This is a genomic window from Pseudomonas sp. GL_139_B, from assembly GCF_057834475.1.
On sequence record NZ_CM174403.1, the window covers coordinates 1,173,992 to 1,196,687 of the forward strand.

The following is a 22,696-nucleotide window of genomic DNA, read 5'->3' on the forward strand; positions in this document are numbered from 1 at the left end:
TCGGCCGTCCAAAATAAAAACAAGGGGGGTACTGATTCATGGCTACGCGCGAAACCGGCAATGTGAAATGGTTCAACGACGCTAAGGGCTACGGCTTTATTCAACGCGAGGACGGGGTGGACGTGTTCGTCCACTACCGCGCGATTCGCGGCGAAGGGCACCGTTCGCTGGCTGAAGGGCAGCAGGTTGAATATGCAGTGGTGACGGGCGAGAAGGGGTTGCAGGCTGAAGACGTTGTAGGCTTGTAAACCATAGCTTCAGATCACCCAAAACCACTGTGGGAGCGAGCCTGCTCGCGATAGCTGACTGACATTCAACATCAATGTTGACTGAAAGGACGCAATCGCGAGCAGGCTCGCTCCCACAATGGATCTCCCTGTGGCATGCCATTTTTGGCACTCCACAGGTACAGCGTTCATGTATTAAACAGTTTTCCAGGTGATTTCTTCTTCACCGTCCGCGCTGATACGCATCCAGCGATCCGCTGTTTCTTCACCTTCTTCCTCGACCCACGTCCCCGGCGCGCAACGCACTTCGATGTTCAGTGCGGCAAAAGCAGCGCGGGCGCAGGCGATGTCGTCTTCCCATGGGGTCTGGTCGCTGTCCAGGAACAGGCTGTTCCATTTGCCCACGGCCTTGGGTAGCCAGGTGACCGGCACGTCGCCGGCCTTGCACTTGTAGGTCTGTCCCTTCTGAACCCAGTCGGTGCACGGGCCCAAAGCAGTGCCGAGCCAGGCCGCGATGGCCTTGTAGTCGACGTCGGCGTCTTTCAGGTAAATCTCGATATCGGGTTGGCGCATGGATGTCCTCACTGCGGGTCTGAAAAATCCATTCGCGGATTTAGCCGGCCTCAAGCGATTGCTCAAGGCCAAAAATTTAAATTTATTGAAGAACGAAATAATCGTAGCGCATCGACACAGTGACCTCGAACGGCTCGGTCTGTTCGATGACCGCCGCGCGGCGTTCGGCACTGGCGCGCCAGCCATGGGGTGTCATGGCCAACAGGTTCGCGCGGTCCTGACCCTTTGAAAGCGTCAGCTTGAATTCCAGGGTTTCACTGTGCGCCAGCGCCATGCCCTCCGGCACCAACGCCAGATGCTTGTCGTCGGTGTATTCACGCACTTCGTCGTACAACCGCTCGCGCAACTCCATCAGATGGCCGCTGGTCGGACCGACTTTCATCAAGCCGCCGCCGGGGCTCAGCAGACGTTTGGCTTCTTCCCAGTCGAGCGGGCTGAAGACGCTGGCGAGAAACTGGCAACTGCCCGAAGCCAACGGCACCCGCGCCATGCTGGCGATCAACCAGGTCAGTTGCGGGTTGCGTTTGCAGGCGCGTTTGACTGCTTCGCGGGAAATGTCCAGCGCGTACCCGTCGGCGTTGGGCAAGGCCTCGGCGATTTGCGCGGTGTAGTAACCCTCGCCACAGCCGATGTCGAGCCAGCGTTGCGGCGCGAATTGCGCCGCCAGTTCGGCCAGGCGCTTGGCCACTGGCGCGTAATGGCCGGCGTTCAAGAAGTCGCGGCGGGCTTCGACCATGGCCAGGTTATCCCCAGGGTCGCGGCTGTTTTTGTGCTGCACCGGCAACAGGTTCAGGTAACCCTGTCGCGCGCGGTCGAAACGATGCCCGGCAGGGCAAGCTACGCCGTTGTCCACCGCGTTCAGTGGTTCGCTGCAGATCGGGCAGGCGAGCATCAGGCGAGCAACTTGATCAGGGTCTGGTAGTAGATTTCGGTCAGCACGTCGAGGTCGGCGGCCAGTACACGCTCGTTGACCTGGTGGATCGTCGCGTTGACCGGACCGAGTTCAACTACCTGCGTGCCCATGGTCGCGATGAAGCGCCCGTCGGAGGTGCCGCCGCTGGTGGACGCCTTGGTGTCGCGGCCAGTGATGTCTTTGATGCTCGACGCCACGGCATCCAGCAACGCGCCCGGCTCGGTCAGGAAGGGCAGACCGGACAACGCCCAGTCGATGTGCCAGTCCAGGCCATGCTTGTCGAGAATGTCGGCGACGCGTTTTTGCAGGCCTTCAACCGTGGATTCGGTGGAGAAACGGAAGTTGAACACCGCCACCAGGTCGCCCGGAATCACGTTGGTCGCGCCGGTACCGGAGTTGACGTTGGAGATCTGGAAACTGGTCGGCGGGAAGAAATCATTGCCGTGGTCCCAATGCTCGGCGGCCAGTTCGGCCAGGGCCGGGGCGGCGAGGTGAATCGGGTTCTTGGCGAGGTGCGGATAGGCCACGTGGCCCTGTACACCGCGAACGGTTAGCTTGGCGCCGAGGGAGCCGCGACGGCCGTTCTTGACCACGTCGCCTACCAGGGTGGTGCTCGACGGTTCGCCGACGATGCACCAGTCCAGACGCTCCTTACGGGCGGCAAGGCGTTCGATCACAGCCTTGGTGCCGTGGTGAGCCGGGCCTTCTTCGTCGCTAGTGATCAGGAAAGCGACCTTGCCCTTGTGATCCGGGTAGTCGGCGACAAAGCGTTCGGCAGCCACGGTCATGGACGCGAGGCTGCCTTTCATGTCCGCCGCGCCACGGCCGCAGAGCATGCCGTGTTCGTCAATCAGCGCGTTGAACGGGTCGATCTGCCAGGCGGTCACCGGACCGGTCGGCACCACGTCGGTGTGACCGGCGAAGCACAGCACCGGGCCGTCGTGTTTACCGTGGGTCGCCCAGAAGTTATCCACATCTTCGATGCGCATCGGTTCCAGCATGAAACCGGCATCGCCCAGGCGCTGCATCATCTGCTTCTGGCAATCGGCGTCGACCGGCGTCACGGACGGACGGCGGATCAGGTCGATGGCGAGTTGAAGGGTCGGCGAAAGGTCGGCGTGGGCCGTCATGGAAAACTCCGGAAGCTAATTGTGTAGGAGCAAAGCTTGCTCGCGATGAACGATGATGAGGTCTTTCTGTTACACCGAGTCGCATCAATCGCGAGCAAGCTTTGCTCCTACAGGAATTGGTGCTGGGCGCGCAAAATGGCGGTTATCTTAAAGCAAAACGGCGGCCATTGGCCGCCGTTTAGTACATCTCTACGGATTTAGACGGCCGGTGCTGGCTCAGGCTCGGCTACCGGTTTCGGCAGCGAAGACAGGAACGCCATGATCAGCGCCGCCAGGTACGGCAGCGATTGCACCAGCAACATGGTCACCCAGAAGCGCATGTCGTTGCTCGGCAAGCCGTTGACCAGGAAGATCCCCAGCGCAGCGCCCCACAACAGCAGCATGATGAACACCTCTTCACGCGCCTCCGAAATGGCCACCCAGAAGCCGTGGCTATCGGCGTGTTTCGGCGTACGGATGAACGGAATGCTGCTGGTGAAGAAGCCGTACAGCACCGCTTTAGCGATGGTGTGCGACAACGCCAGCCCGGCCAGCGCCGCACAGAACGCATCTTTGAGGTTCACGCCGACTGCGCGGCGATAGAGGAAGATGATCTTGCCGACCTTGAACACGAACAGCGCCAACGGCGGGATCGCGAAAATCAGCAACGGCGGATCAACCCGTTGCGGCACGATGATCATCGCCGCTGACCACAACAACGCGCCAACGGTGAAGAAGATGTTCATGCCATCCGCGACCCACGGTAACCAGCCCGCGAGGAAGTGGTAACGCTGGCCACGGGTCAGTTCGGTGTCCTTGCCGCGCAGCAAACTGGCGGTGTGACGCTTGATGATCTGAATCGCTCCGTAGGCCCAGCGGAAACGCTGTTTCTTGAAGTCGATAAAGGTATCGGGCATCAGGCCTTTGCCGTAGCTGGTGTGGTAATACGCCGCCGACAGGCCTTTTTCGAACACGCGCAGACCCAGCTCGGCGTCTTCACAGATACACCAGTCAGCCCAGCCGAGCTCTTCGAGCACTGAGCGCCGGGTCATGGTCATGGTGCCGTGCTGGATGATCGCGTCACGGTCGTTACGGGTGACCATGCCGATGTGGAAGAAGCCTTTGTATTCCGCGTAGCAGAGCTTTTTGAAGGTGCTTTCGTTCTGATCGCGATAGTCCTGCGGCGACTGCACCACAGCGATTTTCGGATCGGCGAAGTGCGGCACCATGTGCTTGAGCCAGTTCGGGTCGACGCAGTAGTCCGAGTCGATCACCGCGATGACTTCGGCATCCTTGGCGGTGTGCGGGATCAGGTAATTCAGCGCGCCGCCCTTGAAGCCGGCCAGCGGTGCAACGTGGAAAAACTTGAAGCGCGGGCCGAGGATTTCGCAGTAATCGCGCACCGGCTCCCAGACCGCCGGGTCCTTGGTGTTGTTGTCGATGATCAGGACTTCGAAGTCCGGGTAATCGAGGTTGGCCAAGGCGTTGAGGGTCTGTTTGACCATCTCCGGCGGCTCGTTGTAGCAGGGCACGTGGATCGAGACTTTCGGTCTGTAGTCCGAATCACCCACCACCGGCAGGAATTCACGACGACGCTTGTGGGTCCAGACTGCTTCGGCCAGTTCATGGGCCTCGGTCAGCAGAACAATAAAGACCCCGAGTGCACCGAGGGCCAGGAGGAATCCGACGGTCAGGCTGAACCAGGTGCTGTATTGCTGGCTGTAGTCGTAACCGATCCACACCAACACCGAACCGCAGAGAAACGCGATGAAAGTCAGGAAGGTACGGCCACGTTGGCGCAGGGCCGAGCCGTCGATCATCAACAGGGTCAGGGACAGCAACGCCAACACCGCAGACCCGATTGCCAGTACTCGCCATTGCGGGATCGCGACCACCGGGCCTTCGAAGTTGAATTTCTGCTGGCGTGCGGCGTTGAACACGCCCCAATACGCGCCCACCGAACCTTCGTCGCTGGCCTTCCACGGCTGGTCAAACGCTTCGATCACGAAGTAGTTGAAACCCTGGCGGTTGAGCTTGTTGACCAAGGTGCGCAGGTAGATCGCCTGATCCGCCGGGCTGGCATCGGTGCCGCCACGCATACGGCCGTTGCTCGGCCAGCCAACCTCCGAGAGCAGCAGCGGTTTTTTCGGGAACATCTTTTTCAGGTCGCGGGCGCGGTCGAGGACGAACTGGCCGGCCTTGTCCACCGGGATGAATTCCCAGTAAGGCAAAACGTGGGCGGCGATCAGGTCGACGTGCTTGGCTAGTTCCGGGTGTTCTTCCCAGACGTGCCACTGCTCGGACGTGGTCACCGGCACTTTCACGGCCGCGCGAACGCGATCCAGCAGTACGCTCAGTTCGGCGGCGGTAATTTCCTTACGGAAGATCGCCTCGTTGCCTACAACCACGCGAACCACGCTGCGAGAGGTGTTGGCGATTTCGATGGCGCGGGTGATTTCGCGCTCATTGCGTTCCTGGTCCGGGCTGATCCAGATCCCCAGGGTCACGCGCAGGCCGAATTCTTCTGCGAGCTTGGGAATGTCCTCCAGGGTGCCGTCGACCGAGTAAGTACGGATGTTGTCCGTCAGCTTGCTCATGATCTCCAGGTCGCGACGCATTTGATCGTCGGTCGGGTACTGCTCTTTCTGTGGGTACTGGCCTTGCTGGAATGGCGAGTACGAAAAGCCGGAGATCTGTTCAGGCCAGTTGGGGGCGGTGACCGGGCGGTTGATCAGCGCCCAGAAGCCGGTAAACAAGGCTGCGATGGCGAGCACCACGACCAAGTTGAGTCCAAATTTGCGGGATGACATAGCTATTTCAGGTTCCGGAGGCAGTGGAACGAAGGAACGGTCGGCAGGATGGCTGCCAAAGGACGTGGCGCGCGCATCCTACACAATGCTTTCACTTACCGCTCAAGAGGTAAGAAAAAGTCTGACGTTGGGCAATTCCGTTTCACATAAGTTCTTACACTTGTAGCCAGAAGGTTAAAAGTTCTCACGCAGTGGCCCTATAATGCGCGCCGGTTTTTGGGGTATTGGTCATGAGCACAGAAGATCCGCGGTTTGCAGGCATCGCCCGTTTGTATGGCATCGAGGGGCTGGAGCGCCTGCGCGCGGCGCATGTGGCGATTGTTGGCGTCGGTGGCGTCGGTTCATGGGCGGCGGAAGCCGTTGCCCGGTGTGGCGTGGGCGAGATTTCGCTGTTTGACCTCGACGATGTCTGTGTCAGTAACGCCAACCGCCAGTTGCATGCACTGGACAGCACCGTCGGCAAACCCAAGGTCGAGGTGATGGCCGAGCGCCTGCGCGGGATCAACCCGGACTGCACGGTGCATGCGGTGGCAGACTTCGTCACCCGCGAGACCATGGCCGAATACATCACGCCGAATATTGACTGCGTGATCGATTGCATCGACAGCGTTAACGCCAAGGCAGCGCTGATTGCCTGGTGCAAACGTCGCAAGATCCAGATCATCACCACCGGCGGGGCCGGTGGGCAGATTGATCCGACGCTGATTCAGGTGTGTGATTTGAACCGCACATTTAACGATCCGTTGGCGTCGAAAGTGCGCTCGACCTTGCGTCGCGATTACAACTTCTCCCGCACGGTGACCCGCCATTACAGCGTGCCCTGTGTGTTTTCCACCGAGCAACTGCGCTATCCAAAACCCGATGGCAGCATTTGCTTGCAGAAGAGTTTTGTTGGCGATGGCGTGAAACTGGACTGTGCCGGCGGGTTTGGTGCGGTGATGATGGTGACGGCGACGTTCGGCATGGTCGCGGCGACCAAGGCTGTGGATAAGATTGTGGCTGGGGTTCGGCGCCCTTCGGATCGGGTTAAACCTGGGGTTTAATTGTGGTTGCTGATGACATCATCGCGGGCAAGCCCGCTCCCACATTAGTTCGGGTTGAATGCAAAATTTGAGTTCACCTCAAACCCTGTGGGAGCGGGCTTGCCCGCGATGGGCTGCAAAGCAGACCTTTTATCGCGCCAACTCATTCATCCGCTGGAGCACGGCATTCAGGCCATTACTGCGCGAAGGTGAAAGCTGTCGGGAGAGGCCAAGCTGATTGAACCACTCCGGCAAATCCACCTGCCGCAACTCAGCTGCCGACAACCCGTTGACCCGCGCCAGCAGCAACGCCACCAACCCGCGAATCAACCGCGCATCGCTGCTCGCCGCAAACTGCCAATGGCCATCCTGCAGCGAGCCCACCAGCCAGACCTGACTTTCACAGCCATGCACCCGGTTGGCGTCGACTTTATCCACATCGCTCAAAACACGCAGACGGTCGCCCCACTGCATCAGCAATCGCGCACGCTGTTCCCAGCCGGCAGCATTCTGAAATGTCTCCAGCGCCGTCACCGCATAGGCAGGCAAGCTCATCGCAACAGCTCCAACGCCTGATCCAGCGCTTCAAAAAACCGCTCCAGGTCTTCGGAATCGTTGTACAGCGCCAGCGACACCCGAATCGCCCCGGCGAGCTCGAAGCTCTTGAGCAACGGCATGGCGCAGTGATGACCCGCACGCACGGCGATGCCCTGTTCGGTCAGCAGGTGCGCCAGATCAGAGTTATGCACACCCTCGACGACAAAACTGGCTAGCGCCAGTTGCGGCTTGCCCAGCAGCCGAATGCCATTGCGCGCTTCAAGGCCTTTCAACAAATAATCATGCAACGCCGCTTCATGCGCAGACACTGCTTGCTGATCAAGGGCCGCCAGATAATCCAGCGTCGCCCCCAAACCAATCACACCGGCAATCGGCGGCGTTCCAGCCTCGAAACCCAGCGGGGCAGGGCGAAAGCGAGCGCTTTGGTAGTCAGCATCCAGCACCATTTCGCCACCAAATTGCCAGTGGCGCAGTTGTTTCAGCGCTTCATTGCGCCCGTACAACACGCCGAGTCCGTCGGGACCGTAGAGCTTGTGACTGGAAAATACATAAAAGTCGCAACCCAGCGCCTGCACGTCATGCCGACCATGCACCACGCCTTGCGCGCCGTCGACCACGGTCAATGCGCCATGCGCTTGAGCCATCGCCAACAGCGCGGGCAACGGCTGCCAGGCGCCCAGCACGTTGGACAGCTGACTGACTGCCAGCAAGCGGGTTTGTGGACCGATCAACTGCGCGGCAGCCTCCAGGTCGATCAAACCATCAAGGTCCAGCGGCAGGATCACCAGTTTCAGCTCGCGTCGCCGGGCCAGTTGCTGCCATGGCAGCAGGTTGGCGTGATGCTCCAGGGCGCTGATGACAATCTCGTCGCCCGGATTGAAAAGAGGTTCCAGGCCATAGGCCAGGAGGTTCAGCGCAGAAGTCGCGCCGTGAGTAAAAATGATCTGCCCGCTCTCGCCGGCATTTAGCCATTGGGCGACCTTGCTGCGGCTGGCCTCGAACGCCTGGGTGGCATGGGCGCCGGGCAAGTGTTGCGCCCGATGCACATTGGCTGCGCCGTTGGCGTAGTAATGTGACAGCGCATCCAGCAGGGCTTGAGGCTTTTGCGTGGTGGCGGCGTTGTCCAGATAGGTCTGGCCTTGCCGTTGCAGAGCGGCGATGGCCGGAAAATCGGCGCGCCAGGGAGAGGGGATCATCATGTTATTCGGCCCTGGTAAACATGGGCGGGTGTACGCCTGACCCGTAGGAGCAAAGCTTGCTCGCGAAGCTTTGGCGGCCTCAGGGGCCCCATCGCGAGCAAGCTCTGCTCCTACAAAGGTGAGCATTCGACGCTTAGTTGTGAGCGTGCAGTGCTTCGTTCAGTTCGATGGCCGATTTGTGGGTTTTGCATTCCACAGCACCGGTCTCCGAATTGCGGCGGAACAACAGGTCAGGTTGACCGGCCAGTTCACGCGCCTTGACGACTTTGACCAGCTTGTTGTGCTCGTCCAGCAGCGCCACTTTGGTGCCAGCGGTCACATACAGGCCCGACTCAACGGTGTTGCGGTCGCCCAACGGGATACCGATACCGGCGTTCGCGCCGATCAGGCAGCCTTCGCCGACCTTGATCACGATGTTGCCACCACCCGACAGGGTGCCCATGGTCGAGCAACCGCCACCGAGGTCCGAACCCTTGCCGACGAATACACCGGCCGATACACGACCTTCGATCATGCCCGGGCCTTCGGTGCCTGCGTTGAAGTTGACGAAACCTTCGTGCATCACGGTGGTGCCTTCACCGACGTAAGCGCCCAGACGAATACGTGCCGCGTCAGCGATACGCACGCCAGCCGGAACCACGTAGTCGGTCATTTTCGGGAACTTGTCCACCGAGAACACTTCCAGCAGCTCGCCACGCAGACGGGCTTCCAATTGATGTTCGGCCAGTTCGGACAGGTCGATCGCACCCTGGCTGGTCCATGCCACGTTCGGCAGCAACGGGAACACGCCGGCCAGGTTCAGGCCGTGCGGCTTGACCAGGCGGTGGGACAGCAGGTGCAACTTGAGGTAAGCCTCAGGCGTGGAAGTCAACTGAACGTCTTCGGCCAGAATGGTCGCGACCAGCGGCTTGTGGCTCTCGGCCAGACGGGTCAGCAGCGCGGCCTGAGCAGCGTCGACGCTTTTCAGTGCTTCAGCCAGTTGCGAGGCCTGAGCAGTGCTGAAGGCGATGGCCTGATTGCCTTCGGTGTAGCCCAGAACCGGCGCGATGGCCGCGATCAGTTCAGCCGAAGGGTTGAGCAGTGGTTGTGCGTAAAACACTTCCAGCCATGCGCCTTGACGGTTTTGAGTACCAACACCAAAGGCCAGGCTAAACAGGGTAGTGGGCATGTAAATAACCTCTAACAAAATTGAACGGGCTGGCTTACTTGAGCGCTGCCGCGTAGATATCTGGCTTGAAGCCAATCAGGGTTCGGTCACCGAGATCGAGCACCGGGCGCTTGATCATCGAGGGTTGTGCGAGCATCAGTTCGATGGCTTTCGGCTGGTCGAGATCGGCTTTGCGTTCGTCGTCGAGCTTGCGAAAGGTCGTACCTGCACGGTTCAACACCACTTGCCAGCCGTGCTCGTCGCACCATTGGGTCAGGTGTTCACGGTCGATTCCGGCCGATTTGTAATCATGAAAGTCATAGCTGACAGCGTGTTCATCGAGCCAGGTGCGCGCCTTTTTCATGGTGTCGCAGGCTTTGATGCCGAAAAGGTGCAACGTTTTGCTTGAAACGGTCAAGGAATTGCCCCCTTTGCAGGTGCTGGGAATCGAAGGTGACGGATTATGCCATGACCGGACGGTTTCGCGTCGGCTGTGGTCGGGTTTGTCCGATCGTCAGGGGGTGGTGTGCGTCATTGATGTATCGGCCAGCCTGCAGTCTAAGCGGCTAATATGGCACTTCAATGCTGTCGATTGCCTGGAAGCCGCGGCATCTCCGTGCCCCTATCCTGATTGTGGCGGGGGGGGGCGGTGTCGCGGGAGTTGCATCGCCTCAGTCGTCATCACCCGATGGGCGATGACGTATTCAGGGAAGTATTAGGGGAGTTGGATTTAAGTGAAACGAAACTGCGTCAGGTCAAATAACCTGCATTAACAGGTGGCATCAGCCACTTGTTTATTCAGGGTAAGGATAAGCCTCGGCCATGAACGCCTTATCCTTTTCGCTGATCGCTAAGTTCAGGAATGTTTTAAAGTCGCCGCGGGTCCAGGTCTGACGGATTTCGTAGTGCATGATCGACTTTGGATCATAGGCTGAATAGTTGACTTCGCTGGGGTCGAGCAAGTTGAAATAGCGATCATCAACGGCCTTTCGTCTAAAGTCATTTTCATCGGCGTCTTCAGGTACCCCGTGGTCTTGATAGACCGCAGTCTTGTTCCATGGAATATTCGCTTCCGGGTGCAAGTGTTCATGCTGGGCGCCCAATGCATGACCAAACTCGTGCATGACGTAGTGGGCGAAAAGCCGGGGCTGGAGCATCCAGTCCGATATCACCATGGTGGGGCCTTCTACCGTCAGTAGAGCGTCGGTGCCTATGTTGGACCAGTAGGTTGCCGGTTCAGTGCGAATACGGATATCGCCGACTTCACCGTCGACGAAGTCGAATTTGAGGTTGATATAAGGCAACCAGTTACTGGCAGCCGCCTTGACGCCATCCTTGAACGCTTGATCGCCGTTCAGAAACGCAATGCGCAGCGTGCGGCCAGGAGCCCAGAATTTTTTGTGGCTGCCGACTGCGCGTTTTTGCCGACCCGATGCCGAGGTGGGGCGATTGGCAGGGTTCTCCGAGACCGCAACGTCGTAAGAGGCTTGCATGTCGTCTGGCTTTTTGGCGACGCAATGATGTGTGTTGTTCATGTGAACATCCTTGTTGTCATTAAATTAATGTATCTGTTTTATTTTGAAGAGGGTGTTGTTGTAAGTTGGTTGAAATTTACATGGCCGCAAGTAAGGCGCTGTGAATGCCTTGTCGACACGTGCGGGCGAGCGGTTCTGTTTTGTTCGGTTTGGATATTAGTGGTGTAAGTGGCGTGGCGTAAAGTTGCTATGTGTTAGTTGTTTTTTCGAATAAGACCTGCGCCGCGTTGCACGGTGCAGGCCTGTTGTTTATTACTGGTTGCGAGTTACAAAGTTTCGAATTCGCTCTGCCGCTTCAACACATTCCGCCAACGGCGCAACCAGTGCCATACGAACACGGCCGGCACCCGGATTAGCGCCATCGACGTCACGGGATAGATAAGAGCCCGGCACCACGGTCACGTGCTCTTCAACAAACAAGTCACGGCAGAACGCCTCGTCATCGCCTTCAACATTCGGCCACAGATAGAAGCCGCCGTCCGGACGCTGTACATCCATCACCGGGCTGAGGATTTCCAGCACGGCGTCATATTTCTCGCGATACAGCACACGGTTGGCGCGCACATGTACTTCGTCATTCCATGCAGCCACGCTGGCCAGTTGAGTCTGAACCGGCATCGCGCAGCCATGGTAGGTGCGATACAGCAGGAAACCTTTGAGGATGTCGGCGTCGCCAGCCACGAAACCCGAGCGCAGGCCGGGCAGGTTGGAGCGCTTGGACAGGCTGTGGAACACCACGCAACGCTTGAAGTCTTTGCGGCCCAGTTCCACGCAGGCGCTGAGCAGGCCGGCGGGCGGAGTTTGTTCGTCGAAATATAGTTCGCTGTAGCACTCGTCGGCGGCGATCACGAAGTCGTATTCGTCGGCCAGGGCTATCAGCTTCTTCAGGGTGTCGACCGGGATCAGTGCACCGGTCGGATTACCTGGCGAGCACAGGAAGAGGATCTGACAACGCTTCCAGATGTCCGGCGAAACCGCGTCGAAGTCTGGGTTGAAGCCGTTTTCATCCAGGCAAGGCAGGTAGTGCGGCTTGGCTCCGGCGAGAAATGCTGCGCCTTCGTAGATTTGATAGAACGGGTTCGGGCTGACCACCAAGGCGTCTTCGCCACGGTTGACCACGGTCTGGGTGAAAGCGAACAACGCTTCGCGAGTGCCGTTGACCGGCAGCACGTTGCGCGCCGGGTCGAGCCAGCCGTTCGGCACATTGAAGCGGCGTTCGCACCAGGCGGCGATGGCTTCGCGCAATGCCGGGATGCCGAGGGTGGTCGGGTACACGGCCATCTGATCCAGATTGCTGGCCAGGGCTTCGGCCACAAAGCTCGGCGAGCGGTGCTTCGGTTCGCCGATGGACAGCGCGATAGGGCGCTTGTCCGGGTTTGGCGTGACGCTGCCGAGCAGGGCGCGGAGCTTCTCGAACGGGTAAGGCTGGAGCTGGTTCAGAGCGTTGTTCATCGGTAGATCTCGTTCGGTGTGGGGGCTGACAAACCCTGTAGGAGCTGGCTTGCCAGCGATGGTCGTTAACGATGACGCATTTTACCGGGTAAACGCGGCGCTTATTAGTCCATCGCTGGCGAGCCAGCTCCTATACGGGGCGGGCTCCACAGGGGGAAATTTGTTAATTCAGATACTCAGGCGTGACAGTTTGATATCGGGCTCGTGACTGACGCTCAGCTGTTCAACGATCGCGTCCTGCAAGCGGCTGCACAGCAGCGGGTCGGACAGCTGCTGATTGTTGGCGTCGGTAATGAAGAATACGTCCTCCACTCGCTCGCCGAGCGTAGCGATCTTGGCGTTTTGCAGCGACAGGTCGAACTCCAGAAAAATCGTGCCAATCCGTGCCAAAAGGCCCGGACGGTCAGGAGCCGTGAGTTCCAGTACGGTCACCGGACGCTGGGCGTCGTTATGGATTGTCACTTGTGGCGCAAAGGCGAAATGCTTGAGTTGGCGTGGCACACGGCGCTGGATGATGGTCGGGTAGTCGGCCGGGTTGCGCAGGGCTTCAGTCAGGCCGTCGCGGATTTGTTTGACTCGCGTCGGGTTGTCGCCAATCGAGTCGCCGTCAGTATCGAGCACGATGTAGGTGTCGAGTGTGAACTGGCTGCTGGAGGTGATCACTCGGGCGTCGTGAATGTTCAGGTTGAGCTGGTCCATCGCGGCCACCGTCACGGCGAAGAAATCGTGCTGGTCCGGCGCATAAATAAAAATCTGTGTGCCACCCTCGAACTCGCGCTGAGTGGTTTCCTTGATCAACACCAGTGGCCCGCCATCGGCCGGGTGCTGGAGAATCGCGTCACTGTGCCAGGCCACGTCGCCGGCGGTGTGGCGCAGGAAGTAATCGTCGCCCAATTGCGCCCAAAGTTGCTCGATATCGTCCGGGTCGGTACCGCCACGGACGAGGATGTCCAACGCCGCGCTCTGGGTCTGGCGGATTTGCTCTTCGCGATCGACCGGGTTTTCCAGCCCGCGACGCAAGGCGCGCTTGGTCTCGGTGTAGAGCTGGCGCAACAGGCTGGCGCGCCAGGAGTTCCACAGGGTCGGGTTCGTGGCGTTAATGTCGGCGACCGTCAGCACGTACAGATAGTCGAGACGGGTTTCGTCGCCGACGACCTGGGCGAAATCGTGGATCACCTGCGGATCGGACAAGTCTTTGCGCTGGGCCGTGGTCGACATCACCAGGTGGTTTTGCACCAGCCAGACGATCAAGCGAGTGTCCCAAACCGGCAGTTGATGGCGCTGGCAAAAGGCTTCTGCATCTACTGCGCCGATATCCGAGTGGTCGCCCAGCCGCCCTTTGCCGATGTCGTGGTACAGCCCGGCGAGATAAATCAGCTCGGGCTTGGGCAGTTTTCCCATGAGCTTGCTGGCCAGCGCGAATTTTTCTGATGCCTGGGTGTACTGCAACTTCCGCAGGTGTTTGATCAGGTTCAGGGTGTGAGCGTCGACCGTATAGATGTGGAACAGGTCGTGTTGCATCTGGCCGACGATGAAACCGAACTCCGGCAGGTAGCGCCCGAGAATGCCGTAACGGTTCATCCGGCGCAGGTTGCGGTGGATGCCGATCTTGCACTTGAACAGCTCTATAAACAGGCTGGTGTTACGAATGTCGTTACGGAAGTCGTCATCGATCAGGTGCCGATTTTCTCGCAACAGACGGATGGTGTCGGCGCGCACGCCTTTGATTTCCGGCTGCTGAGCCATCAACACAAAGATTTCGAGCATGGCGAACGGCGTGCGACGGAATACGTTGTCGTTACGTGCCTCGATGTAGCCGTCGTGCAACTGGAAGCGCGAGTTGATCGGTTGCGGCGGCGCTTCATCTTCCGGGGCGAGGATGACTTCTTCGAAGTGCTGGATGATCAGGTCGCTGAGCTGGGCAATGCTCATAACCACCCGGTAGTACTGCTGCATGAAGTTTTCGATGGCTTGCTTGGCGTCATCACCGACGAACCCCAGCAGCCCGGCAATCGAGCGCTGGTGATCGAACAGCAAGCGATCCTCGGCGCGACCGGCGAGCATGTGCAGCGCGTAACGGACTTTCCACAGAAACTCTTGGGACGAGGCCAGCAGGGCGTTTTCGCTCTCGACCAGAAAGCCTTCGCCAGCCAGTGCGCGCAGGTTCAGGGTGCCATATTCGCGACGGGCCACCCACAGAATTGTCTGGATATCCCGCAGGCCGCCCGGCGAACCTTTGACGTTGGGTTCCAGGTTGTATTCGGTGTCGTTGTATTTGTGGTGGCGCGCCTTCTGCTCGGCGCGCTTGGCCAGGAAGAAGTCCTTGCTCGGCCACATATGCGCGGTGCTGGTGACGTCCAGCATGCGCTGGCGCAGGCGTTCAGGGCCGCAGATGGTGCGGCTTTCCATCAGGTTGGTGACAATCGTCAGGTCGGCGCGGGCCTCAACGGCGCATTCGTCCACCGAGCGCACGCTCTGACCCACCTCCAGGCCGATGTCCCACAGCAGCGTCAGAAAACGCTCGATGGAGTCGCGGAAAACTTCGTGGTCGGCACTGTCCAGAAGGATCAGCAAATCGATGTCGGAATACGGATGCAGCTCACCACGACCATAGCCGCCGACCGCGACCAGCGCGATGTCGGCGTCTTCACTCCAGTTGAACTGCTCCCAGGCCTTTTGCAGGATGTTATCGACGAACCAGGCGCGATCCTCTATCAGCCGGCGAATGTCGCGGCCGCTGCGAAAGCGCCCGTCGAGCACCTCGCGGGCCTGGCGGATCGCCTTCTTGAAGGCCGCGATCGGGCTTGCCTTCAGGGCCAGTTCAGCCTGGAACTGGCCGCGGTCGAAGAGTTCGGGATCCACCTGCGGCATCGATTGGCTTTCCTGTCTAGCTATAAGGCTTAGAGTGGTGCGGCTCGGATCAGGCCGAGACGCGGGCGATGGTGTCATCGCTGCGCAAGGTGAAGATCTCATAACCGGTTTCGGTGACCAGCAGGGTGTGCTCCCACTGGGCCGACAGCTTGCGGTCCTTGGTGATCGCGGTCCAGCCATCGCCCAGCACCTTGGTGTCGGCTCTGCCCTGGTTGATCATCGGCTCGATGGTGAAGGTCATGCCGGCCTTGAGTTCCATGCCGGTGCCGGCGCGGCCGTAATGCAGGATCTGTGGCTCTTCATGGAACACCTTGCCGATGCCGTGACCGCAGAACTCGCGAACCACCGAGAAACCGTTCTTTTCCGCGTGCTTCTGGATGATTTCGCCGATGTCGCCGAGACGGCAGCCGGGTTTGACGATTTCAATCGCCTTGTACATGCATTCCTGGGTCACTTGCGACAGGCGCTCGGCCCAGACCGGCACGGTGCCGACATGAAACATGCGGCTGGTGTCGCCGTGGTAACCGTCCTTGATGACGGTCACGTCGATGTTCAGGGTGTCGCCATCCTTCAACGGCTTCTCGTTCGGAATACCGTGGCAGACCACGTGGTTGATCGAGGTGCAGATCGACTTCGGGTAGCCTTTATAGTTGAGCGGGGCAGGAATGGCTTTCTGCTCGTTGACGATGTAGTCGTGGCAGATGCGATCCAGTTCTTCGGTGGTGATGCCCGGTTTTACATGTTCGGCAATCATCTCCAGCACATCGGCAGCCAGTTTGCCGGCGATGCGCATTTTTGCGATGTCCTCTGGGGTTTTGAGGGTGACGGTCATACAGGCTCTCTCTGCGCTCGATGGCGCTTGTTAAAACGAAATGGGCGGTGTGCGATCGATCTTCGCGGCCCTGAAAAACCTGATTCTATCAGACGATCAGCGCAAATCTGAGCCTCTGTGCGTCGCATCTCTCTGTAGATTGGCGCATTCTTGAACGATTCCAAGGGGCGATTAAAGACGCGTGTCAGGTTTTGAGAATCCGGGTTCCGTTTTTTGCAGTCTTGTGGTATAAAATGCGCCGCTTTCCGGGGATGCCCCGAAAGGCTTAAATCCACACACGTGTCGACACGATGACCTGGGTGCCTTCAGCTGATGCTGCTGGTTGGTCATTGGGATACGTGGAGGCCAAACCCGACTTATTAAGGAACTATCATGTCCCAAGTCAACATGCGCGATATGCTGAAGGCCGGTGTGCACTTCGGTCACCAAACCCGTTACTGGAACCCGAAAATGGGTAAATACATTTTCGGCGCGCGTAACAAGATCCACATCATCAACCTTGAAAAAACCCTGCCAATGTTCAACGAAGCTCTGACTTTCGTAGAGCGTCTGGCCCAGGGCAAAAACAAGATTCTGTTCGTCGGCACCAAGCGTTCCGCTGGCAAGATCGTTGCTGAAGAAGCAGCACGTTGCGGTTCGCCGTACGTCGATCACCGCTGGTTGGGCGGCATGCTGACCAACTTCAAAACCATCCGTGCTTCCATCAAGCGTCTGCGTGACCTTGAAGTGCAAGCCGAAGACGGTACTTTCGCCAAGCTGACCAAGAAAGAAGCGCTGATGCGCACTCGCGATCTTGAGAAGCTCGATCGTTCCCTGGGTGGTATCAAGGACATGGGCGGTCTGCCAGACGCACTGTTCGTTATCGACGTTGATCACGAGCGCATCGCGATCACCGAAGCCAACAAGCTGGGCATCCCGGTTATCGGCGTAGTCGATACCAACAGCAGCCCGGAAGGCGTTGACTACATCATCCCAGGCAACGATGACGCAATCCGCGCTATCCAGCTGTACATGGGTTCGATGGCTGACGCGGTAATCCGCGGTCGCAACCACGTTGCTGGCGGCACCGAGCAGTTCGTTGAAGAAGCTCCGGTAGCAGCGGCTGAGTAATTGACGCCTTGGCGTTGACTCAGTAAGCAAAAAGGGGGCTTTGCCCCCTTTTTGCCACCTCGAAAACCGTTTGTCGGCCCCGCACTTGCAGAGCTGTAACGTGCAGCGGCTTACAACGGTGGTTCGGGAAGAATTGATCGCCCGTTCGATCGGGTGGAATGGTTGAAAACCTATCCAAGAGGATTTTGAAAATGGCAGCAATTACTGCAGCGTTGGTTAAAGAACTGCGTGAGCGTACCGGCGAAGGCATGATGGATTGCAAGAAAGCCCTGGAAAAGGCTGACGGCGACATCGAAAAAGCCATTGATGACATGCGTGCTTCCGGCGCAATCAAGGCTGCCAAGAAAGCAGGCAACGTGGCTGCTGAAGGCGCTATCGCTCTGAAAGAAGACGGCAAATCTGCTGTTCTGCTGGAAGTAAACTCGCAGACTGACTTCCTGGCCCTGCAGGACGACTTCAAGGCATTTGTTGCTGCTAGCGTTGAAAAAGCGTTCGCCGACAAACTGACTGACGTCGCTCCGCTGATCGCCGCTCAAGAGGCTGATCGCCTGGTACTGGTTGGCAAGGTTGGCGAAAACGTCAACATCCGTCGCCTGGTACGCGTTGAAGGTGATGTTGTTGGTGGTTACCTGCACGGCAACAAGATCGGTGTTGCAGTTGTCCTGAAAGGCGGCAACGTTGAACTGGCCAAAGACATCGCTATGCACGTAGCAGCCAGCAACCCAGAGTTCCTGCTGCCTTCGGAAGTTTCTGCCGAAGCGATCGAGCGTGAAAAAGCTGTGTTCCTGCAGCTGAACGAAGAAAAAATCAAAGGCAAGCCAGAAAACATTGTTGAAAATATGGTCAAAGGCCGTATCAGCAAGTTCCTGGCTGAAGCAAGCCTGGTTGAGCAGGCGTTCGTCAAGAACCCTGAAATCAAAGTTGGCGAACTGGCCAAGAAAGCCGGTGCTGAAATCGTTTCCTTCACCTATTTCAAAGTGGGCGAAGGCATCGAGAAGCCAGTAGACAACTTCGCTGAAGAAGTTGCTGCCCAGCTGGCTGCTGCCAAGTCGTAAGACGGTTTTTTAAACTGTCGCCCTGAAGAGGCTGCCCGCTTACGCGCGCAGCCTCTTTTCAGATGGGCTGCCAATTTTTATTGGCTTCCCTTTGGAACTGGCTTACAAAGCCATGTTCCGATGGCGCTGAAACAGCGCCAAGCTAGAGTGAGCGCAGCTGTAAACAGCTCGCACAGAATTTTTAAAATACGCCGCAGGAGAGATTCGCAATGGCTCAGCAGGGCAGTGGTTATCAGGCTCGCTATAAACGCATTCTACTCAAGCTTAGCGGCGAGGCCCTGATGGGCTCGGAAGAGTTCGGGATCGATCCGAAAGTTCTGGATCGCATGGCGCTGGAAGTCGGCCAACTGGTCGGTATCGGTGTTCAGGTCGGTCTGGTGATCGGTGGTGGTAACCTGTTCCGCGGTGCTGCGCTCAGCGCGGCCGGCATGGATCGGGTAACTGGCGACCACATGGGCATGCTGGCCACTGTGATGAACGCCTTGGCCATGCGCGATGCGCTGGAACGTGCCAATATCTCGGCCATCGTGATGTCAGCCATTTCCATGGTAGGCGTAACCGATCACTATGATCGTCGAAAAGCCATGCGCCACCTGAACGCCAAGGAAGTTGTGATTTTCGCAGCCGGTACTGGCAATCCGTTCTTCACCACGGATTCGGCAGCCTGCTTGCGTGCAATCGAAATCGATGCCGATGTCGTGCTCAAGGCGACCAAGGTCGATGGCGTCTACACCGCTGACCCATTCAAAGACCCGCATGCCGAGAAGTTCGATCATCTGACTTACGATGAAGTGCTGGATCGCAAGTTGGGCGTGATGGATCTGACGGCCATTTGTCTGTGCCGCGACCACAAGATGCCGTTGCGTGTCTTTAACATGAACAAGCCCGGCGCCTTGCTGAATATCGTGCATGGCGGCGCTGAAGGGACCCTGATCGAGGAAGGCCAACAATGATCAATGAAATCAAGAAAGACGCTCAAGAGCGCATGCAGAAATCCCTGGACTCTCTGAACCATGCATTTGGTCAGATTCGTACCGGCAAGGCCCACCCAAGCATTCTGGGTAGCGTGATGGTGCCGTACTACGGCACAGACACGTCCATTACCCAGGTGGCCAACATCACGGTAAAAGACTCCCGGACCCTGCAGGTCGTCGCGTTTGAGCGCAACATGCTCGCGGCCGTCGACAAGGCGATCCAGAGTGCAGGCCTGAACCTCAACCCGACCAACCTGGGTGAGTTGCTGCTGATCTCCATGCCTGCTCTGACTGAAGAAACCCGCAAGGGCTTCACCAAGCAGGCGCGCAGTGCAGCTGAAGATGCTCGTGTTGCCGTGCGCAACATCCGTCGCGATGCCTTGGGTGACCTTAAGAAGCTGGTCAAGGACAAGGAAATCAGCGAAGACGAAGAGCGTCGTGCCGCGGCCGATATCCAGAAGCTGACCGACAAGGCTGAGGCTGACATCGATGCGGCCACCAAGCAGAAAGAAGCCGACCTGATGGCCGTATAAGGGTCGCGTTTTCATGGAAAAGACCAAGCAGACTGTACCGTCCGCGGTGCCGCGCCATGTCGCGATCATCATGGATGGTAATAATCGCTGGGCGAAGAAGCGCTTTATGCCGGGTGTTGCCGGGCATAAAGCGGGCGTGGATGCGGTTCGTGCAGTAATCGAGGTATGCGCCGAGGCCAAGGTCGAGGTGTTGACCCTGTTCGCCTTCTCCAGTGAGAACTGGCAGCGCCCGGCAGATGAAGTCAGTGCCTTGATGGATTTATTTTTCAAGGCATTGCGTCGCGAGGCCAAGCGCCTCAATGACAACAACATCAGTCTGCGCATCATCGGTGATCGCTCGCGCTTTCATCCCGAGCTTCAGGCTGCCATGCGTGAAGCCGAAGCGATGACTGTCGGTGCCAACCGCTTTGTCTTGCAGATCGCCGCCAATTACGGTGGGCAGTGGGACATCGCGCAGGCCGCTCAGCGCCTGGCACGGGAAGTTCAGGCCGGGCATTTGCGCCCGGAAGACATCACCCCTGAATTGCTGCAAACCTGTCTGGCTACCGGCGACTTGCCGTTGCCGGACTTGTGCATCCGTACCGGTGGCGAGCACCGCATCAGCAACTTCCTGCTGTGGCAGCTGGCTTACGCCGAGTTGTACTTCTCCGACCTGTTCTGGCCGGACTTCAAACACGACGCCATGCGAAATGCGCTGGCCGATTTCGCTTCTCGCCAGCGCCGCTTCGGTAAAACGAGCGAGCAGGTCGAGAATGGAGCCCGGGTTTAATGCTTAAACAACGAATCATCACTGCACTGATCCTGCTGCCGATTGCTTTGTGCGGGTTTTTCCTGCTTGAAGGTTCCAACTTTGCGCTGTTCATCGGGTTTGTAGTGACGCTCGGCGCTTGGGAATGGGCGCGGCTGGCCGGCTTCACTGCTCAGCCGATTCGCGTTGCCTATGCCGTTGTGGTCGCGTTGATGCTGTTTGTCATGCACATCCTGCCGGGGTTGGCGCCTTGGGTGCTGGGTGCTTCGGTGCTCTGGTGGGGGGTGGCGACTTATCTTGTGCTGACGTACCCGCGCTCCAGCGAGTACTGGGCCAGCGCCGCCAGCAAACTGGTGATCGGTTTGCTGATCCTGTTGCCGGCCTGGCAGGGCCTGGTCCAGATCAAGCAGGAGTCCCTGGGGAACTGGTTGATCATGGCTGTGATGGTGTTGGTTTGGGGGGCTGATATCGGCGCGTACTTTTCCGGCCGGGCCTTCGGCAAGCGAAAGCTGGCGCCGCAGGTCAGCCCTGGCAAGAGTTGGGAAGGGGTGTACGGCGGTTTGCTGCTGAGTCTGGTGATCACGGCGATCGTCGGTTTAGTGCGCGACTGGGGTTTCGCCCAGATTCTGATGGGGTTGGTCGGTGCGGCAGTGATCGTCTTCATCTCGGTGGTGGGCGACCTCACCGAAAGCATGTTCAAGCGTCAATCGGGTATCAAGGACAGCAGTAACCTGCTTCCGGGGCATGGTGGTGTCCTGGATCGAATTGACAGCCTGACGGCTGCGATTCCAGTATTCGCCGTACTGTTGTGGATGGCTGCACCGTGAGCCGCCCACAACAGATTACTGTCCTGGGGGCGACTGGGTCGATTGGGCTGAGCACCCTCGACGTGATTGCTCGTCATCCAGCGCGTTACCAGGTTTTCGCCTTGAGCGGGTTCACTCGCCTGAGCGAGCTGTTGGCCTTGTGCGTGCGTCATACACCGCGGTTTGCTGTAGTGCCGCAAGCGAGTGCAGCCCGAACCCTGCAGGATGATTTGCGCGCGGCTGGCCTGTCGACTCGCGTGCTGGTAGGGGAGGAGGGGTTGTGTCAGGTTGCTTCCGATCCTGAGGTCGATGCAGTCATGGCGGCCATCGTTGGTGCGGCAGGCTTGCGTCCGACCCTGGCGGCAGTCGAGGCTGGCAAGAAAATTCTGCTGGCTAACAAAGAAGCGCTGGTGATGTCCGGGGCGCTGTTCATGCAGGCCGTGCGCAAAAGTGGTTCGGTACTGCTGCCGATCGACAGCGAGCACAACGCGATTTTCCAGTGTATGCCGCAGGATTTCGCTCGTGGGCTTGGCGCGGTCGGTGTGCGTCGGATTCTACTTACCGCCTCTGGTGGCCCGTTCCGTCAGACACCAATAGCCGAACTGGCGCATGTGACGCCAGAGCAGGCGTGTGCTCATCCGAACTGGTCGATGGGGCGCAAAATTTCGGTCGATTCCGCCAGCATGATGAACAAGGGGCTCGAGTTGATCGAGGCCTGCTGGCTGTTCGACGCCAAGCCGTCCCAGGTCGAGGTCGTGATTCACCCTCAGAGCGTGATTCATTCTCTGGTCGACTACATCGATGGTTCGGTGCTTGCCCAGTTGGGCAATCCGGATATGCGCACGCCGATCGCAAACGCCCTGGCTTGGCCGGCGCGAATCGATTCGGGCGTGGCGCCGCTGGACCTGTTTGCCATTGCGCGTCTGGATTTCCAGCCCCCCGATGAAGAGCGTTTCCCGTGTCTGCGTCTTGCGCGTCAGGCAGCCGAGGCTGGCAATAGCGCACCGGCGATGCTCAATGCTGCGAATGAAGTGGCTGTCGCGGCGTTTCTCGACGGGCGGGTTCGCTATCTGGAAATCGCGAGTATTATCGAGGAGGTGTTGAACCTCGAGCCTGTCGTTGCGGTGGAAGATCTCGAGGCGGTGTTCACGGCCGACGCGAAGGCGCGAGTTCTGGCCGGGCAATGGTTGAGCCGTCACGGGCGGTAAGTGCTGCAATACGT

General features: G+C 58.6%; 21 protein-coding genes. 9 read left to right on the forward strand and 12 right to left on the reverse strand.

Annotation, left to right across the window (positions count from 1 at the left end; all coding sequences use genetic code 11):
* The first annotated feature begins 38 nt into the window (after nucleotides 1-38).
* A complete protein-coding gene (locus AC3ISI_RS05185) occupies nucleotides 39-248 on the forward strand; it encodes a cold-shock protein (RefSeq protein WP_010462862.1) in 210 nt (69 codons plus the stop codon).
* A gap of 174 nt (nucleotides 249-422) precedes the next feature.
* Here AC3ISI_RS05185 and AC3ISI_RS05190 read toward each other — a convergent pair whose 3' ends face one another.
* The 4 genes from AC3ISI_RS05190 to AC3ISI_RS05205 all read right to left on the reverse strand — a co-directional run bounded on the left by AC3ISI_RS05190 (nucleotide 423) and on the right by AC3ISI_RS05205 (nucleotide 5,632).
* A complete protein-coding gene (locus AC3ISI_RS05190) occupies nucleotides 423-800 on the reverse strand; it encodes a hypothetical protein (RefSeq protein WP_489335767.1) in 378 nt (125 codons plus the stop codon).
* 82 nt (nucleotides 801-882) lie between these two features.
* Nucleotides 883-1,692, reverse strand: a complete 810-nt coding sequence (locus tag AC3ISI_RS05195) for a putative RNA methyltransferase (RefSeq protein WP_489335768.1) — start codon at nucleotides 1,690-1,692, stop codon at nucleotides 883-885.
* Nucleotides 1,692-2,843: a succinyl-diaminopimelate desuccinylase gene (gene dapE / locus AC3ISI_RS05200; protein ID WP_489335769.1), complete on the reverse strand. Its 1,152-nt coding sequence runs from the start codon at nucleotides 2,841-2,843 to the stop codon at nucleotides 1,692-1,694. Before dapE ends, AC3ISI_RS05195 begins: the two co-directional genes overlap by 1 nt.
* A 197-nt stretch (nucleotides 2,844-3,040) precedes the next feature.
* A complete protein-coding gene (locus tag AC3ISI_RS05205; RefSeq protein WP_489335770.1) occupies nucleotides 3,041-5,632 on the reverse strand; it encodes a glycosyltransferase in 2,592 nt (863 codons plus the stop codon).
* 230 nt (nucleotides 5,633-5,862) lie between these two features.
* On the opposite strand from AC3ISI_RS05205, the gene tcdA reads away from it, so the two are divergent.
* Entirely contained in the window at nucleotides 5,863-6,675 is an 813-nt protein-coding gene (tcdA, locus tag AC3ISI_RS05210) for a tRNA cyclic N6-threonylcarbamoyladenosine(37) synthase TcdA (protein WP_489335771.1), read from the forward strand.
* Between the two features lie 129 nt (nucleotides 6,676-6,804).
* On the opposite strand, the gene AC3ISI_RS05215 is transcribed toward tcdA, so the two are convergent.
* The 8 genes from AC3ISI_RS05215 to map all read right to left on the reverse strand — a co-directional run bounded on the left by AC3ISI_RS05215 (nucleotide 6,805) and on the right by map (nucleotide 16,248).
* A complete protein-coding gene (locus tag AC3ISI_RS05215) occupies nucleotides 6,805-7,209 on the reverse strand; it encodes a SufE family protein (protein ID WP_489335772.1) in 405 nt (134 codons plus the stop codon).
* On the reverse strand, nucleotides 7,206-8,411 hold the full coding sequence (locus AC3ISI_RS05220) for an aminotransferase class V-fold PLP-dependent enzyme (RefSeq protein ID WP_489335773.1): 1,206 nt from the start codon (nucleotides 8,409-8,411) through the stop codon (nucleotides 7,206-7,208). Before AC3ISI_RS05220 ends, AC3ISI_RS05215 begins: the two co-directional genes overlap by 4 nt.
* 133 nt (nucleotides 8,412-8,544) lie before the next feature.
* On the reverse strand, nucleotides 8,545-9,579 hold the full coding sequence (dapD, locus tag AC3ISI_RS05225; protein ID WP_489335774.1) for a 2,3,4,5-tetrahydropyridine-2,6-dicarboxylate N-succinyltransferase: 1,035 nt from the start codon (nucleotides 9,577-9,579) through the stop codon (nucleotides 8,545-8,547).
* 34 nt (nucleotides 9,580-9,613) lie between these two features.
* Nucleotides 9,614-9,976, reverse strand: a complete 363-nt coding sequence (locus tag AC3ISI_RS05230) for an ArsC family reductase (protein ID WP_489335775.1) — start codon at nucleotides 9,974-9,976, stop codon at nucleotides 9,614-9,616.
* Between the two features lie 376 nt (nucleotides 9,977-10,352).
* Nucleotides 10,353-11,093 (reverse strand): zinc metalloprotease, encoded by a 741-nt coding sequence (locus tag AC3ISI_RS05235; RefSeq protein WP_489335776.1) that lies wholly within the window; start codon nucleotides 11,091-11,093, stop codon nucleotides 10,353-10,355.
* Between the two features lie 252 nt (nucleotides 11,094-11,345).
* Nucleotides 11,346-12,545 carry a succinyldiaminopimelate transaminase gene (gene dapC, locus AC3ISI_RS05240; RefSeq protein WP_489335777.1) on the reverse strand — a complete coding sequence of 400 codons (1,200 nt, stop codon included), beginning with the start codon at nucleotides 12,543-12,545 and terminating at the stop codon, nucleotides 11,346-11,348.
* Between the two features lie 168 nt (nucleotides 12,546-12,713).
* Nucleotides 12,714-15,416 carry a [protein-PII] uridylyltransferase gene (locus tag AC3ISI_RS05245; RefSeq protein ID WP_489335778.1) on the reverse strand — a complete coding sequence of 901 codons (2,703 nt, stop codon included), beginning with the start codon at nucleotides 15,414-15,416 and terminating at the stop codon, nucleotides 12,714-12,716.
* A 49-nt stretch (nucleotides 15,417-15,465) separates the two neighbouring features.
* Nucleotides 15,466-16,248, reverse strand: coding sequence for a type I methionyl aminopeptidase (map, locus tag AC3ISI_RS05250; RefSeq protein WP_489335779.1), 783 nt, complete (start codon nucleotides 16,246-16,248; stop codon nucleotides 15,466-15,468).
* Nucleotides 16,249-16,620: 372 nt separating this feature from the next.
* Here map and rpsB point away from each other — a divergent pair, with 372 nt between their 5' ends.
* The 7 genes from rpsB to ispC all read left to right on the forward strand — a co-directional run bounded on the left by rpsB (nucleotide 16,621) and on the right by ispC (nucleotide 22,682).
* Entirely contained in the window at nucleotides 16,621-17,358 is a 738-nt protein-coding gene (gene rpsB, locus AC3ISI_RS05255; RefSeq protein WP_003219330.1) for a 30S ribosomal protein S2, read from the forward strand.
* 191 nt (nucleotides 17,359-17,549) lie between these two features.
* Entirely contained in the window at nucleotides 17,550-18,413 is an 864-nt protein-coding gene (gene tsf, locus AC3ISI_RS05260; protein WP_007949329.1) for a translation elongation factor Ts, read from the forward strand.
* 209 nt (nucleotides 18,414-18,622) lie between these two features.
* Complete coding sequence (gene pyrH, locus AC3ISI_RS05265) at nucleotides 18,623-19,366, forward strand: UMP kinase (protein ID WP_003172271.1); 744 nt, start codon at nucleotides 18,623-18,625, stop codon at nucleotides 19,364-19,366.
* Entirely contained in the window at nucleotides 19,363-19,920 is a 558-nt protein-coding gene (frr, locus tag AC3ISI_RS05270) for a ribosome recycling factor (protein WP_007949335.1), read from the forward strand. The genes pyrH and frr overlap by 4 nt, the downstream gene beginning before the upstream one ends.
* Nucleotides 19,921-19,933: 13 nt before the next feature.
* Nucleotides 19,934-20,689, forward strand: coding sequence for a polyprenyl diphosphate synthase (uppS, locus tag AC3ISI_RS05275; RefSeq protein WP_489335780.1), 756 nt, complete (start codon nucleotides 19,934-19,936; stop codon nucleotides 20,687-20,689).
* Nucleotides 20,689-21,495, forward strand: a complete 807-nt coding sequence (locus tag AC3ISI_RS05280) for a phosphatidate cytidylyltransferase (RefSeq protein ID WP_489335781.1) — start codon at nucleotides 20,689-20,691, stop codon at nucleotides 21,493-21,495. Before uppS ends, AC3ISI_RS05280 begins: the two co-directional genes overlap by 1 nt.
* A complete protein-coding gene (gene ispC / locus AC3ISI_RS05285) occupies nucleotides 21,492-22,682 on the forward strand; it encodes a 1-deoxy-D-xylulose-5-phosphate reductoisomerase (protein WP_489335782.1) in 1,191 nt (396 codons plus the stop codon). The genes AC3ISI_RS05280 and ispC overlap by 4 nt, the downstream gene beginning before the upstream one ends.
* Nucleotides 22,683-22,696 lie beyond the last annotated feature (14 nt).